We start from the raw sequence: 17095 nt of genomic DNA on the forward strand, positions 1-17095 counted from the left end.
CCCTGCCATTGACCCTTCTCGTCCCTTCGCTCGCTCTTCGGCACAACACCTGACGTTGTGTCACTTCTCGTAGGCCTGGTTCTCGCTCTCGGCGGTCAGCCACGCGATGGCGCGCTGGAGATGGCCTCCCGCACGCTGGAACAGTTCGAACTCGCCCGGTTGCAGGTTCCGCACCCCGAACTCCCTGCTCAGATGGGATTCCAGCACTTGCAGGAGGGGGAACGGGCCACTGGCCGCGGGGCCGGACATCAGCATCTCGTCGGCTTCGAAAAGGCCCTTCTGCCTGATGTTCTCGTGGACCTTCTTGATCAGGGCGTCGATGAAGACGGAGTCCCTCTGCGCGGCGATGAAGTGATTGCCGTAGCCGCCCGTGTGCAGCAGATGTTCCCTCGCGATGCTGATTTGGGTGGCGAGGGGTTCCTCCAGCAGTTGGGCGAGGGGCATGTCGCTCGCCCTCGCCGCGTCGGCCAGCGTTCCTCCCAGGCTCCTATGGTCCCGGATGAGGGGGCCGAACACGGGCAGGTCGTTCCTGCGGAGCTTGGGGACGTTCGGTTCGAGGTCCACCGTCCCCGGCCCCAGGTCCACGTCGGCGTACACACCACCGTGTGTCCTGAGGATGCTGTACCGGGCCAGGTCGGAGGCGAACGGGTACGCCTTGCCCTTGCTCGCCGTCGAATAGGTGGACGCCAGGCGCTCGTCGATGACGCCTTCGATGGTCCTGCGCACCAGTCCCGGCGTGATCCGGATCTTTGCCTTGCTGGTGAGACTCAGCGCCGTGTTCCCGTCCGTCCACAGGTTGGTCCTCCAACCGGCCTGCTTGGCCTTCGCGGTCCAGTCGGCGATGTTCGTGAGCGCGGCCGGGGGGATGTCCCCGCCGATCCAGACGAAGTGGAGCTCGCGCGGGATCTCCGGCGGAGCCGGGATCCCGGTGAGGAGGGGTTCGGCCAGCGAGCGCAGGTCCTTCAGGTGGCTCGGTGGGAGGCCCGAGTCCGCCAGACGACTGAAGAGCAGGTCCACGGCGTCCATGTCGTGCCTGTCGATCGCGGTGAAGAGGTACGCCTGCACCTCCGCCTTGTCACCGGCATGCAGGATCTGCTCGGTGCCGTCGTTGTTCCTGAAGGCGATGTCCAGCGACACCGGTTCGGGCTCGGTCTGCTGTCCTGCCTGCTGGTCGGTCTGCTGCTGGGTTTGTCGGCTCTCCTGGGGCTGCTGATCGGTTTCCGGGGTGTTCGTCGTCGGATCGGGGGAAGCCGTCTGCTCCGTCGTGTCCTGGGTGCTGGTGGGCGGAACGACGTTGAGGGCTTCGAAGATCATGTCCGAGTACGTGGACGTGGAGGCGGGCACGGACGTGGACGGCTGGTCCTCCTGGTCCGACCGGTCCGGAGTGGGCGTCATGTCCTCGATGTCCTCGCCCGCTGTGACCCATCGGCCGCGGCGGCCGGTGACCGGGTCCGAGAGAAGGCCCAGTGCCCCCGAACCGGCATCGGTCACGGTCGTCGGTTTCGCGTGACCGACCGCGACGTCGGGTGCGTACCAGCGGCGTCCGGGTACGGCGCGTGCCGCGTCCGTGAGGAAGCTCCCGCCGTCCGTCGGCCGGGGGCTCGCGGTGTTGCAGGCGACCAGCACGACCGGGGCCGGGGGCTGGGCCGGGTCGCGCAGGGTCTCCATGAAGCGCGCGAACCGGGCCCCGTCGACCACCAGCGGCTTGTCGCCCACCAGGTGGAGTTCGACGCCGTCCTCGGAACCGTGCGCGTCGAAGAAGAGCGGGCCGACCGGCTTCTTCGACCCTTGCTCCTTCGCCTTCTGGGACTGTGCGTCGGCCTGCCAGGGAACCTTGCCGGTCGCGGGACCCTCGTCGGTGTCGAGGACGTACGTCCCGTCGCCCACGGCCCGGTGGTGCGTGAACACCGTTCCGTCCTGCCGGTACGTGGCGTAGAAGTCCTTGCGGGGGCCCCAGTCCTGCGGGTTGTGGGACGCGTACCCCAGGGTGCGGCCGTCGGCGCCACGGATCACCTGGAGGCCCTCGTACACACGGCCGTAGGAGATTTGGCGACCGTCCTTGCCCGTGAGGACGGCGTCCGGTGTCGCGTGGGCGGACGTCGACAGGGGCGGCGGTCCGTCCGAGGGCCAGGAGAGCGGAGAGGACGGCGCGGAGAGGCCGTCCTCGGCGAGGGGCGATGTCGTCCGGCCGTTGGAGAAGAACTTCTGCGTTCCGGAGAAGAAGGAGGAGGAAGAGCCGGTTTCGTGACCGGTGGGGTTCCTGCGCAGCGTGCCGGTGAGCCTGCCCAGCCTCTCCCGCAGGGCGCCGGAACGTCCGACGGACTGCGACACCGGCTCGTCCGGGACGTTCAGGGACGCGGTCTCCTGGTTCGCGCTCTCGGCCGTCACCCACTCCAGGTCGATCCAGGTGTTCCGGACGGCCTCCGTGGGCTTGAACCTGGCCGCTCCCCGCTGCGTGCCCTCCTGCTGGGACGGGTTCCTCCCCATCCCGTAGCTGTTCATCATTTTGTCGATGAACCCCGGGCCCGTGATGCCGGCCACGTTCCGCTCCCGCATCTCCTTCTTCCTCGCCTCCCACAGGAGGTCCGCGTACTCCTTGCCCCTCTTCTTCCCGAGATCCTTTTCGTACTGGTCCACGAGCCCCTTCTTGCTCACGAGGTTGTCCAGCAGATAGTTCAGGAAGGGGTTCTGCGGGTGGGCGGCGATGAACTGGTTGCCGTACTCGCCGGTCTCGTAGCAGTGCACGGCGGCGTCGCGGATGTTCTCCGGGGTCAGGAGCGCGGGCGCCTGCTCCTCGGTGATCGTGAGCGGTTCGGTGACGGGGACGGTGAGCGGTTCGGCGGTCGAGGACTGCGTGGTGTTCGGCGTGGCGGGGCCGAGCCTCTTGCGTACGCTTTCCTCGTCCCGGAGCAGGGGGCCGAGCATGGGCAGGACGTCGCCGTGCGACATCTGTACGCCGCCCTGCGGCAGGTCGAGCCGGCCGGGCGCCAGGTCCACATCCATGTACACCCCGCCCTGCTCACGGAGGATCGTGTACCGGGCGACGTCCGAGGCCATGGCGTAACTCCGGTACTCCTGGCCCATTTTGTAGAGATTCCTGGCCTTCGCCAACGGGTCCTTGAAGGAGAGGTCGTGCCAGTTCTTCTCGAAGAGCTGGTCGACGGAAGGGTTCTTGACCTGGCGGGTCCGCGCGAGTTCCGCCAGGAACGCCTGGTTGTTCTTCGCGCCCTCCTTGTCGGTCCAGAGCTTCATCTCCCAGCCCGCCTCGTCGGCCTTGGCCGCCCAGTCCCGGAGGTTCGTGCGGGCGGCCCGGGTCATCTCGCCGCCCAGCCAGACGAAGTGCAGGCTCTTGGGGATCGGCTGCTGGTTCTCGGTACCGCCGCCCAGCGTCAGCCCGCCGGGCGTGGCGGACGACTGCGTCCCGGAAGGGGAGTTGAGCAGGAGCGGGCCGGTCCTGTGCCGGGAATCCGTGGGGGCCGGGGCCGGGGCCGGGGTGTCCAGCGCGGTCAGGTCGGTCGGTGCGGTCGAGGTGCTCGGTGCGGTCGAGGTGCTCGGTCCGGTTGAGGTGTTCGATGCGGTTGAGGTGTTCGGGGCGTTGGGGGTGCTCCCGCCGGCGGCCATCCACCGGCCCGGACGCTGGGTTTCCGGCACCGGGAGCAGCGCGAACACGCCGGTGTCGACGTGCCCGCCCGTTCCGCTCCTCGACGCCACGTGGCCCACGGCGACATCGGGTGCGTACCAGCGGCGTCCGGGCATGGCCCGTGCCGCGTCCGTGAGGAAGCTCCCGCCGTCCGTCGACCGGATGCTCGCGGTGTTGCAGGCGACCACCACGACCGGGGCCGGGGGCTGGGCCGGGTCGCGCAGCGTCTCCATGAAGTGCGCGAACTGGGCCCCGTCGACCTCCAGCGGAAGTTCGCCGCGGATGTGGAGCTTGACGCCGTTGCGGGAGCCGTGCGCGTCGAAGAAGAGCGGCTCCGGCTGCCTCTGGCCGGGGGACGTGCTGCTCGTGCCGGTGCGCCAGGGGGACTCGGGGGGCGGGGCGGTCCTGTCGGTGAGGGGGACGAACTTTCCGTTGTCCGTCTTCCGGTAGGACGTGGAGGACAGTTCGTCCGCACGGTACTTGGCGTAGAAGCCCTCGCGCGGAGCCCAGTCCGTGTCGCTGTGCGACGCGTACCCGACGACGGACCCGGAGGCGTCGCGGATCGTCCGGAGGTTCTCGCGGACCTTCTCGTACGAGACCTTCCGGCCGTCGCTGCCCACGAGCTCGCCCAGGGACTGCGTGGTTCGTGCGGGCGGCTCCGACGACATGCGGAGGCCGCCCGAACCCGTCTCGTTGGTCGGCAGGACCGTGGGCCGCGTCCGCGTCCCGCCGGACCGCTGGGTGAGGTTCCCGAGGGCGGTGCTCATGCGCCGGATCAGGGTGCTTCGCGCGGACGGCGCGGACTTTGCCGGGGGAGTCTCCTGGTTCTCGCTCTCGGGCGTCACCCACTCCAGACCGGTCCAGTTCTCCCAGTCGGACAACTGGACACGGAACCGGGTGTGCCCCGGGGCGGAGAAGCCCCTCGGGCCGCCGACGGCCTGCGGGGGTCTGGTGTGCTCCACCAGTTGTTTCCAGATGAAGAGCGGGCCGGACTTCTCGCCGACGTTCTTCTCCTTCATGGCCATTTCCAGAATGGCCCTGGCGTACTGGTCCTGGTTGTCGGGGTCCGGAAGGGCGTGCAGGACCCGCCTCATGAAGGAACTCCCGGGGTGAGCGGCCAGGAACTGGTTGCCGAAATCCCCCTTCTCGTACGCCGCGACGGCGGCCTCCCGGACACGGCCCGTGATCGGGGCCTCCTCGTCGAGGCCGAGGGTCCTGCGCACGCCGGACGCATCCCGCAGCAGCGGGCCGAGCATCGGAAGGGTGTCATCGCCCTTCGGCAGCAACAGGCCGTCGGGAGGCAGCACCACGGTTCCCGGCCCCAGGTCCACGTCGAGGTAGACCCCGCCGTGCTTGTGGAGGAGCGCGTACCGGGCGACGTCGGACGCCATCGCGAAGCTGTTCAGTTTCTTCGCGGCCCGGTACAGGGCGGTGGCGTGGGGCGGGATCCTTTCCCCGGTGGGGCCCTTCTCCGGGGCGAACAGGGACTTGGTCGGCCTGTGCCGGACGGTGTCGGGGGCGGAGGCGACGAGGTCCTTCAGGAATCCCTCGTTGCTACGGCCTCCCGCGCTGTTCGTCCAGACCGAGATCTTCCAGTCGGCTTCCTGCGCCTTCTGCACCCAGTTCCGAATGTTGGCGCGGGCCGCTTCCTCCAGCGGGCCGCCCATCCAGACGAAGTTGATTTCCTTGGGGATCGCGGTGAGCGGTCCGCTGCCGCTGCCCACGAAGTGGGTCGGGGCGGCGGGAGCAGTCGTCGTCGGCACCGGCGGGCTCTCGACGATCTCGGACCGCGTCGCGTCGGCGTGCTGCGCCGAGGAAGCCCCGGCGTGCTGTGCCGAGGAAGAGGCATCGGCGTCGGTGCCAAGGTCTGTGCCGGCGTCGGTGTCGGCGTTGAGCAGCGGGTCGTTCGCCTCGGTGGCCTCGGTGGCCTCGGTGGCCTCGGTGGCCTCGGTGGCCTCGGTGGCGTCGGTGGCGTCGGTGGCCTCGGTGGCGTCGACGGCCACGGCGGCCACGGCGGCCCGGTACAGGTTGTCCGCGAGGTGCAGCACGACGCCGGGCGGCCGGGTCTCCCCTGCCGTGGCCGGCCCCGCCGTGGTCGGTCCCGTGGCGTCGAACGTCTGATGGTTCAGGTCCTCCTGCACCACGGTCACGGGAATTCCCAGCACCCGGGCCGCGAGCAGCGCCGTCAGGTCTCCCGCGCCGTGGTTCCAGCCGGCGTCCTTGCGGTGGCCGATCTGTTCGCCCGCCGGGCGCAGCAGCGCCACGAGCGCCAGGTCCAGCCGCTGGACCGGGGTCAGCCGGGCGGCCACGGCCTGCGGGAGACGGTAGCGCCCGTCGACGTACTCGACTTCTTCGTGCTCGCTGAGTGTGACCCTGGCGTCGGCCAACTCCTGGGCGGTGAACCGCTCCTGGGGGTCGATCGCGAGGAACGCCGCGAGCTCCTCGCGGTCCGCCCGCAGCTGCTCGGCGAGCCGTTGCTTCAACCGTACGACGTCGGCCCCGGGCAGGCCCTTCCCGTGCGGCCTGCGCAGCGCCAGTTCGGTGAGCAGCCCGGGGCGGGCCCGCTCGACCGCGTCGAGGAGCGCGCGGTGGAAGCTCGTACCGATGTCGAGGGACGGGGGCGTGCTGCTCGGCGGCTCCACGAGTTCGAGGACCCGGCCGTCCGGGTCCTTCAGAGCGACCGTCCGGCCCTCCGCGTCCTCGCGGTGGACGGTGTACGGCTCCGGGCGGGACGTCGCGTCGGACGGGCGGACGTGGCCCTCGGGTTCCGGCTCGGGGTGCCAGGGGGTGAACTCCTGCCCCGGGGCGCGCGGCCCGAAGACCTGGGCGGCGGACGCCGTCGCCGCCTCGAAGTTCGCCAGGGCCAGGGCGATTTCACGGTGGGCCGCGGGCAACTGCTCGATCGCCCGGTCGTACACCGGCTGCGTCGTCCGCTGGGTGTCCCGGGCCCGGTCGAGCCGGGCGCGCGCCTCCTCGCCCGCCCGCGCCTTCTCGGCCCTCCGCTCCTGGGCCTTGGCCTCCTTGATGGTCTGCCGGGCGGCCCGGGCCGCTTCCAGGGCCGACCGGTACGCGGCGTCCGCCGCCCGCAGGCGCTGTGCCGCGCCCGCCGCCTTGATCTGCTCCCAGCGCACGGGGGCGACCTCTGCCAGGGGCCGGCTGCCGTCGAGCCAGCTCGCCGTCCGGTCGAGGACCTCCTTCCGCTCGACGAGGACCAGTGGTTCGGTGAAGGCCTCGGTGGGGGAGGGGTAGCCGGGGACCGTGACCGGGGTCTGCTCGGTGGCCGGTGCGGCCCCGGTGTCCTCGCTCCACGGGACCGGCGGCGTACCGGTGGGGCGGGGCCCGCTGATGGTGTAGTGGTCGACGGCCCGCCAGGCGGCCCCGGCCGCACCGGCGAGACGCCGCTCGGCGGCTGCGAGGTCGCGGCGGTGGTTGGCCAGGTCCTGGTGCGCCTCGGCGTACCGGACGAGCGCGGCGGCGAGCCGCTGTTTCGCCGCGGCCACCGGGGCGGGGTCCTCTGCGGGGCGCTCCGTGGGGCCCTCTGCGGGGGCTTCCGCAGGACGCTCCGAGGAGTCCTCTGCGGGGGCTTCCGCAGGGCGTTCCGCGGGTGAGAGCTGTCGGAGCTCCTCGTGGAGGGTGGCCACCTCGTCGCCGAGCGCGCGCAGCCGGCGCTCGGCCGTCTCCACCAGGGTGGCGGCCTCGGTGTACTTCTTGGTCTGCTCCTTCACGATCTTCGCGGCGGCCTCGACCTCGGCCGGCAGCAGACCGTGCTCCCGGGCGACGTCGAACGAGACCCACATGGTCACGCCGTCCTGCACCGTGTGCTCGACGGTCACCGGGTGCCGGGAGGCGGCCCCGGAGGGCGACACGGCTGCGAGCACCGTCGAGACGACCGGCATGTCCTTGATCCGGCGCGTCGCCGTCGCCGTCTGCCACACGTGGAGCGGGGCCCGGACCAGCACGGCGCCGCCCGCGAAGGGCTTGAGCGTGTTCAGCGCGGAGGTCCGGCGGTCCGCGGCGCCGCCCGACGCGTCGGAGTCCGTCCAGCCGGGCATGGTGCCGGTGGACTGGACCATGGGCTGGGTCTGGAAGCCCGGGCCCAGGGTCAGCGCCGGGGTGTGCGTGTCGGTGGTGTCCCCGGTGTAGGTGTCGTTCTCCATGGTCCGCCGGCTGCCGCTGATACCCGCTCCCGGATCCACCGCCAGCAGCACGGTCCCGGACAGGTCGACGCCCACGGAGATCTTCAGGTCCGCGTCGGTCCCGCCGATCTCCGACGTGGTGTCGTGCAGGGTGACGGTCAGGGAGTCCCGGACCATCTGCGGGAAGTAGGCGCTCAGCACGTCGGAGTTGATGCCGCCGTTGAGCACCTCGCCGGCGGCGGTGCCGGGCCGGGTCAGCGGGGACTTCCCCACGTACGGGTTCTCGGCGTTCCCCGGTATCGCCGTCGCGGTGTCCGTCGTGGAGCGGCTACCGGAGACGGCACGGTCCACGGCGTACGCCCCGGCCTCCCGGAGCGCGGTGATGCCGCCGACGGTGGTGACGACGACGTGCTCCGGCCCGGTGGCGAACAGGTTCTTGCCCGCCGTGTACGCCTCGCGGAGGGCCACCGTCCCGTCCGTCCGGCGGGGGAGCAGCCGGGGGCGTGCGGGGGGCGGCGGATCCGTCACGGGCGCCGGGACCTCCTGCGGGCGGGCCAGGCTCAGCGGCAGGACCACCTCGGTGTCGCCGACGTCATACGTCCTGCTCACCGGCGGCTTGCCGGACAGCTCCAGGGCGAAGGTGACCCGGAACGCGGCCCGGCCGCTCACCACCGGCCCCTCGAAGGCCACCTGGGCGCTGACCGCGTCGGTGACGGCGTGCGCGAGGGCGGAGGAGCTGGTGGAGCCGGCCTTGTCGTCGAGGGTGAAGCCGGTGTTGCGGACGACGTTGTTGCCGACGGTGGGCGCCTCGGCCAGCCGGTAGCCGGCATCGCGCCCGCGCGCCAGCTTCTCCGTGACGGTCTCCGCCGTGGTCGTGGGCCGGGTGATCGTGGGCTTCACGTCGTGGCGCAGCCCGCCCCGGGTGGGGCCGCCCCGTTCCAGGGTCACGGTGAGCCTGGCGTTCCTGGTCGACCAGACCTTGTTGCGCACCAGGCGCAGGGACGTGCCGCCGTTCTCCATGCCGGTCTGCAGGGCGCGCACCCCGGACGGCGACAGGGCGGCCATCTGCCGGGCCATGTTGCCGAGCTGGTCCTCCAGGAGGTGTGCGGGACCGAGCCAGTCCTTGTGCGAGGGCAGGACCGTCCGCAGCTCGTCCGTGAACCGGCCGATCGCCCGGACCAGGTCGATGCGGCCGACGGTGAGCGTGGCGTGACCGGCCGCGGGGACGGCCGTGTAGAGCGGCTGGGGCGGCGGGGCCGCGAGGCCGTCGTCGAAGAGGCCCGCCCGTCTGGCCTCGGCGAGCGGCACCCACACGAGCAGACCGTCGGGGATCTCCACGATCCGGCCCTCGGGGCGGCGCCCGCGCACCAGGTTCATGGGCCGCTGGAGCAGACCGGACGGCTGCGAGCGGGCCGCGAGGTGCCAGGCCACGTCGGCGGAGACCAGGGCCATCGGACCGGTGTACTGGACCGTGTGCACCGGGTTCGTCGAGAAGGTCAGGGCCGTGGTCGCGGTGCGCGTGCTCTGGTACGGGGTCGCGGTGATCCCGTAGGTGCCCGCAGTCTGCAGCGCGTCGGTGTGCTTGGCCCGGAAGCCGAGCAGACCCGAGACGGCGTGGCCCCGGACGTGGGCGACCGAGTGGCCCGCCCCGCTGGTGCCCGAACCGATGGCGGAGAGCGCGAGGTCGGTGGAGTCGACCACGGCGATCACCCGGGGCCGCCGCACCGCGGGCCAGGCGCTGACCGAGGCGGTGATGTCGGTGACGGCCGTCCTGCCGAACAGGTCACTGACGTGCTTGCCGGTCTGTGCCGCGTCGCTGAAGTCCGCCTCGTTGCGACCACTGGCGAATGCCTCGGCCAACGCGCCGGAGGCGGGCGTCCCGTCCATCCGGTACACCCAGGAGTTGTGGGAGACGGAGGCCAGCAGCTGCTTGAGGTGGTCCACCACGATCTCGGGACGGGTGACGCTCTGCACCTGGTGCAGGCCCTCGAAGAGGGGGTGGGAGGCCCAGCTCTCCGGAGGGACGGGCTTCCCGGAGGAGAGCAGCTCGGCCATGGCCGGCGTCATCGGGGTGAACGCGACCGAGGCCGTGTCCGGCCGGGGCGCCGGGGCGACGAGGCCGGGAGCGGTCAGGGGGGAGGGGGCGACGGACAGCGAGGCGGGTACGGCGAGGATGACGTGCCCGGTCACCGAGGCCGGGGCGGTCGGCGCGTCGCCCTGAGCGGTCCGGCCCCCGGTGTCCAGCACGTCGATGCTGCCGGGCGCCTCCTTCACGAACCAGCGGGTGCTGAGCAGTTCGCCGGTTGCCGTCCGCAGCAACTGGCGCGGGCGGGAGAAGCTGGTGGCCTCGGCGGTGAACGACAGGTCGTACGCCCACAGGTGCTGCGCCCCGGAACTGGTGATGCCACCGTCCGGGGTCAGCGTCGGGCCGTACGTCATGCCGTAGGCGGTCTGCCGGGTGTACCGGTAGCCGACACTCGCCGTGCCGCCGTAGCCCCCGGTGTCGGCGGGGCCGAGGGACCTGATCCCGGTCAGCCCCAGGTCGAAACCAAAGGTCAGGCCGTGGGTGCGGGTGGTCGCGCTGTCGGCCCGACGGGTCGACAGGAGGTTGTTGGCCAGGCCCAGATCGTGGTGCGTGCCCCGGAACCGGCGGTTGGTGGCCCGCGCTCGCAGGGTGACGACGACGTACCGCTTCAGGACGTTGTCGAGCTGCTCCAGCTGGATCCGCAGCCCGGTGCTCACCAACCGGTCGAGGGAGCCTCCGAGTACCGCACGGGAGACGGCCTGGCGCAGCAGATGGGTGTTGCGCACCGCGTTGTTGTACGTCCGGTTACCCTCGATGGTCCGGTCGCCCTCGATGGTCCGGCCCTCCGCCAGGGGCGGCAGCACCAGGCCGGGGTGGGCGCGGTGCAGCCCCGCCAGGATGCGGTCGGCCAGCTCGTTCGCCAGGAAGATCGGGGTGGGGCTCTCCGGCGGTTGGGTGGCCGAGAGCTCCAGGACCGCGTGCAGTCCGAACGTCGCCGGATCCGACGGCGACAGGTAGGCGGGGGCGGGAGGCGCCTCGGCGTCCGGCACGGGTGCGATGCCGTCGTCCCAGCCGGCCAGCCTGCGGGCCTCGGCACGCGGCAACTGGACGGTGGCCCTCAAGAACACCTCTTGGTCGGCCGCTGTTTCCTGGCGGGGCGATTCCCACCTACCGCCCTGCTTGCGCAGCTCGATCCGGAAGCGGATGTCGTAGAGCCCCGAGTGGCCGCGGCTGTTGAGCGTCCGCACGGACTCGGCCGTGTTGCCGCTGTAGCTGCTCTCGGCGCGCTGGGTCGACGCCCCGGCCGTCCCGGAGAGCTGGATGCCCAGGGCCGTCACGGGCTGGAGCGGGGAGACCTGCGGGCCGAGGGAGAGGGCGAGACCGCCGCCCTGGGTGTTGCGCTTCTCCGTGGTCGCGGTGAGGCGCTGCGCGTCGGCCTTCTTGATCTCGGTCTTGTCGGACGCCTGGAGCAGTGTGGCCTCGACCGGGGTCAGCCGGAATTCGAGGGAGCCCAGCGACCGGCCCTTGGGGTCGGCGAAGAGCGGGGCGCTGATCACCGTCTCGCCGTAGCTCTGCGCGATCATGAGGCGCAGGCTCTCGTCCCCCACCAGCTCGGCCAGTTGGCGGCGGAGGAAGGTGCCGGGAGCCGCCTCGGGGTAGTTCCTGAGCAGCCAGTCCAGCAGCCGGGTCTCCGTGGTGACGCTCAACGGTGCGAGCAGCCGGGGGCGGTCGTCGGCCGCGAAGCCGATCTTGTCAGGCAGCCGGTCCGGGATCGCCGGGTCGGTGACGCTGTCCGGCACTCGCCAGGCGACCCCGTCCCGTATCCGGTAGTGCCTCGGCGGGGTGGTGGGCTGTTGGTCCGCAAGCAGCTCGCGGCCCTTCTTGTCCCAGACGTGCGGCGACTCGACGGTGACGTGCAGATCGCTCACGTGCAGATGGCTGCCGGCCTTGCCGACCGCGGTGACACTGCTCTGGGCGCGGCTCTCCTGGCTGTAGGTGTAACTGGCCTCCATGCGCCGGACGTTGAACGCCAACGACCCGAACCCCGTGAAAGGGACCGGTGCGGCCGTCAGGGGGATCGCCAGGCCGAACGCGCGGGACGTCCCGAGGGTCTTGGTCTCCGTGGCCCCGGGGCGGGCACGCATCTCCGTCTCGACCTTGACGGGGGCGTCGTCGTCCTTCGCCTTCGTCTTGGTGGCCTCCGTGTCGGTGCTCTTCGTGTTTTCCGCGCTCTTCGAGCTTTCCCCGGTCCCTGCGCCCTTCGAGCTTTCCGCGTTTTCCGCACTGGTGGTTCCCACCTGCGCGGTGGTGGCCGTGGGGGGCACGGCCAGCGGCGACGGCTCGGCATGGCGGCGCCAGTTCCCGTAGCTCTCCAACTCCAGGGAGATCTCCCGGTGGCCGCCGTCCAGGGTCGGCAGGACGAACGCCCGGCGGTTCAGCAGGGTGTGCGGACTCTGGGTGAGCACGAGCTTCAGCTCGTCGAGCGCGTCGGGCCGCAGACGCAGGTTCGTCGCGATGGACTCGACCAGCCCGTCGACCCCCCTGAGGGTGATCTTCCCGTGGCCGTGGCCATGGCCGTGCAACGACCTGGGCAGCATCGCGTTGTCGTCGAACGTGATGAACTTGTCGGCCGGCTGCTGGGGCAGCGGCGGCACGTCGGATTCCAGCAGCGGATCGGCGAAGGACGGCTTCACCACCGGCTCGCCCGGATTCTCCATCCGGCGGAACACCTCGTCACGGAGCTGCTCATCCCGGCGGAACACCTCGTCGCGGAGCTGCTCATCGGGCACCAGGTTCGGCTGGTCGAGGCGGGCCTGGTAGGCCGGGGAGGCCCGGTAGGCGCGGTACATCCGCTGCTCGTACTCGTCCGCGGAGAGCGCACCGAGTGCCTTGTCGCGGGCCGTCTGCGGGGACGTCGCAGCGTCCTGCTCGCTCCCGCCCGGCGTACGGTCTCCGCCGGGGCCCCCGGGCGGTTCGTCGTTCCGTCGCCGGGAACGGTGGGAGTCGTGGGGGAGGGAATTCCCGGCGTTGGAGTCGTCGGTCTTCCCGGGCGCGGTTTCGGAGCGGGTGTCGCCTTCCGGGTCGGTTTCGGGGCGGGTGTTGTGTTCCTGGTGGGTCTCGGGGCGGGTGTTGTGTTCCGGGTCGGCCTCAGGGCGAGGTTCCTGCTTCTGGTGGGTCCCGGAGTGGTTTTCCTGCTCGCTGTCGGTCCTGGACCGCACTTCGGTCTCGGACGTCGTGTCCGTCTCGTCCCCGGACTGCGTGCGTATGCGCCGGGTGTTCGGCGACGGCAGGTCCTCCCGGTCCTGCGAGCGGGTGCCGTCCTTGTCCGTCCCCCCGGACTCCCGGGTCCTCTCCTGCCGGCGCAGGGGTTCCATCTGCTCGCCCGGCGTTGTCGGGCGCTGCTCGTCCCCGTTCGAGCCGGCACGCCGACGGGGCTCTCCCGACGTGCTCGGGCTGTTCGTGGGGTCGGTGTCCGGCCGGGGGGCCGGGGGCCGGTTGGTTTCGGCGTTCCCCCGGCCCGATCCGTCGGGCAGGTCCATGTTCTGGACACGCGTGTTGTTCCCCGGCGCGGAGCCGTCCCCCAGGGGGGACTCGGGCGTGTCGTCCGGGCGGAACGGGGAACGGTCGGACGAATCGGGGGAGCCGGGGGAGTCGGAGGGCTTCAGGTCCCGCAGGCGCTCCACGAGCGTGCGGGCGTCACGGGCCGCCTGCTCGCGCACCGCTTCGGGCAGCTTGTCGAGCGAGCGGTCGATGCGCTGGTCGAGGTTCCGCAGCCGGTCCGGGGAGCGGAGCTCGTGCTCCAGGCTCTCCCGGCCCTCGTGCCGCAGTCGTGCCGTCTCGGCGTCGTAGTCGTCGAGGACCCGGTCGACGGCGCGGGGGTCGCCCGCCGCCTCGTCCAGCCGGGCCTGCCACGTGGCCTGCTGTTCGGGGGTGCGCTCCGCTCCCGTGGGGCCGCCGTCGGCCAGTGTCCTCAGCCGGCGGTCGCGCTCCAGCGCCTCCATCCGGTCGAGCTGCGCCCGCTCGACCGCCTCCCGCGCGGCCGGGTCCTCGGCCTCCGCGCGCCGGGTCTCCCACTGCTGCCGCTCCTCGCGCGACAGTCTCGGGGCATCCGTTCCTTCGCTCAGCCGGTCGAGCCGCTCCTCCAGCCACCGGTCGTTCTCGTACCTGGCACCTTCCGGCACGTCCTCGTCCGGGCGCGTCGTGGGCCGGTCCGCCGGGTCCTGGGCGAAGTCGCCCGCGCGCAGGGCGTCCAACCTCTCCTGGAAACCGGCCAGTTCGGCCTCGGAGCGGAGAGTGTCCAAGCGGCGCTCGTACTGCGCGTCGAGGTCGTCGCCCCGGCCCTGCCCCTCGAACCTCCTCTTCCAGGAGGCCAGTTCGGCCTCGGAGGCACCCAGCTCCCGCAGGTCCGAGAGCCGCCGCGACGTCTCCAGCTCCGCCCGGTACTCGGACTGCACCCTGTGGAGGTCCTCGGGGGTCTCGGCCTGCGAGCGTCGCTCCTCCCACTCCCGGATGCGCTCGCGGTCCATGCCCGCTGCCTCGGCCTCGGCCCGCGCGGTGTCGTCCAGCCGCTGCTGGAGCGCCTCGGGGGAGTGGTCGCCGAGGGCCTCCAGCTCCGTCCTGAGGGTGCCGAGGCGGTTCTCGAACTCGTCCAGCAGTTGGGTCGTCCGGTGGCGGTCGTTGGTGAGGGCCGACTGTTCGATGTCGAGGGCGTGCCGCAGCCATTCCGTCCGGCGCATGCCCAACTGCGCGGCCCGTGCCTCGTACCCGCCGTCCACATGGGAACGGAAATGCCGCAGGCGCTCGCCGAGGCCGTGCACGGCGACGAGGTCGTCGAGTTCCCGAAGTTTCCTGGCCGCCTCGGAGTGCCTGCCCGCCCGGAGGTCGGACCGGATGCCCTCGTCCAGCCTCTGCCGTACGTCACTGTCGACATCCACGCGGCGGGCATCGGCCAGCAGGGAGTCGAGCTCGCGCCGCACCTCCGCGTCCAGCCTGCGCCGCTCGGCGGCCGGAACGGTGTCGGGAACGGCCGGCAGCTGTTCGTCCAGCCGGGTCGCCGGGCCGTCGGAGACGCTGCCCAGTTCTTCGAGCCGGGTGATCAGCGCGTCGACATCGGAGTCGAAGCCGTCGGGGAAGGGCAGGGGGTCGTCCGGGGTCTCGGTGCGCATCGGCCCCGACGGGTCGTCGCTGCCGCTCTCATCCGCGCCGTTCTTGTCCGCACCGCTCTTGTCCGTGCCCCTACCGTTGTCGCCGCCGCCGTCGCTCTCGACCCTGGGCGTACCGTGCTGGCTCCCGCCCTCGGAGCCCGATCCTGAGCCCGAGCCGGGGGCGGTGAGGGGAACGTCCGGGAACACGAGGTCCGGTGTGTTCTCCGGGCCGGGCAGGGCGCCGGGCCCGTGCTGCGGGACGTCCGGGAACACCAGGTCGTCCCCGTCGGACTCCGGACCGTCGGGCTTCGACCCGTCGGGCTCCGATCCGTCGGACTTCGACCCGTCGGACTTCGACGTGCCGGCGGCCTCGTCCTGCAGGGCGAGGCGGTACTGCTCGCGGAGCATGTCGACACGCGCGGGCCTACCCGACCCACTCGGGCCGTTTCCGTCCGTCAACCGCTCGAACCGTGCCGCCAGTTCGGCGTCCTGGTCGGTGTCCGGCGTGTCCTGCCGGTCCTTCAGGCGGTTCAGCCGGTTCTGGAGTTGTTCGAAGTCGTCTCCACCCCGGCGCCCGGGCCCGGAGTCGTCGGAGCGGGTGGCGGACGGCCCCGCCGAGTCGTCACCGGACGGGCTCGGGAGGTCGTGCCGCGGCACCTCGGGCAGGTCCGCGAGGAGCCCGGCCACGTCCGGCGGAGGGTTGTTTCCGGGGAGTGGGGTGTCGGGTACGTCGGGCAGGTCCGCGAGGAGGTTGTTCACGTCCGGCGGGGTGTTTCCGGGCAGGGGGGTATCAGGGACATCGGGCAGGTCCGCCAGGAGGTTGTTCACGTCCGTGACCGTGTCCGGGGAGAGCGGCGCCGGGACGTCGTCCGGGAGGCTGTTGAGGAGCAGATCCACCTCCGACACCATGTCCGGCGGAACGGGCGTCTCGGAGACGTCGGGGACGAGGGGCGGGACCGACGGGCCGGAGGCCGTGTCGCCGGAGATGGTGTCGCCGGAGGTCGTGCCCGGGGTGTCACCGGTCGAATGGCGCTGGTCGGACCCGAACGAGGTAGTCCCGCTGTCCGAACTGGTGGCGAACGAGGGGGCGGACGCGTCGGACGAGTGGTGCGGCACGCCTGTGTCGTTGCCGCGCGGGAACGGCGTACCACCGTCCGAGGCGGCCTCGTCGCCGTCCCGGAGGAAACGGGTGTCCGGCCCGGACTCCGTGACCGGCCTCGTCGAGGGCTTGCTGTCGGTGTTGGTACCGGCGTCGGCGTCGGCGTCGGCATTGGTGCGGGTGTTGGTTCTGGTGCCGGCGTCGGTGCTGGTGTCGGTATCGGCCTTCGCACCGGAGCCGTCGCGCACCGTCCCGGAACCTTCGCGCACCGTCCCGGAGCCGTCGCGGACCGTGGCGCCCGACTCGGTGCTCGGCCGGGGCGTGGCGGTCGGTGCGGACGGCGAGTCGGACGAGAAGACCGGGGGCCGCGGCGGCGGAGTGGCCGCCGGGCCCGAGCCCTGCATCGACTGGTGCAAGGTCTGGAAGCCATGGCCGAGGCCCCGGCCCATGAGGCCGCCCGCAGCACCGGCGGCGGCCGTCCAGCCGCTGACCTTGAACGTGTGGTCGGGGCCGAAGATCAGGTTGTACATGCCCTCGGTGACCACGGCGTGCGCCGTATCACCCGCGAGCCCGCCGATGAGGTTGCCGATCCGGTAGCCCAGGTTCCCCTCGATGTTCTTGCTGATGGTCTGGACGAGGGAACCCGGCAGATCGTGCGAGAGGGCCCGGACGCCGGACTCGCCCAGGTGCTTCGCGTAGGGCTTGAGCGCGTCGTCCAGCGAATGGGTCAGCCCCTGCCAGTCGGCCTTGCCGCCCCAGTTCTTGACCAGGGCCTCCCCGTATTCGCGGCCCAGGTTGCGGGCGGTCTCGTTGCCGAGGGAACCGCCGAGGTTCTTCTCGAAGGCGTTCGCGAAGTCCTTGACGACCTCTCTGCCGACTGCGCCCGCCGCCGCTCCCCTGGCGCCGTCCGCGCCCACGTGGTTGAGGGAATCGCTGGTCCTGCCGAGGATGTTGCCCAGGTTCTCGCCGAGCTCGCGGGCGGATCCCTCGGAGATCGTCCGGCCCGCGGCCCCCGTCCCGGCCCCGGCCTTTCCGCCCGCACCGGCCACG

General features: G+C 71.8%; 1 protein-coding gene. It reads right to left on the reverse strand.

Annotated features, from left to right (window positions below; translation table 11 throughout):
• Positions 1–60: 60 nt before the first annotated feature.
• Positions 61–17094, reverse strand: coding sequence for a glycosyltransferase (locus OCT49_RS37080; RefSeq protein WP_283856562.1), 17034 nt, complete (start codon positions 17092–17094; stop codon positions 61–63).
• Position 17095: the final 1 nt, after the last annotated feature.

This window comes from Streptomyces sp. ML-6 (assembly GCF_030116705.1).
Lineage (GTDB): Bacteria > Actinomycetota > Actinomycetes > Streptomycetales > Streptomycetaceae > Streptomyces.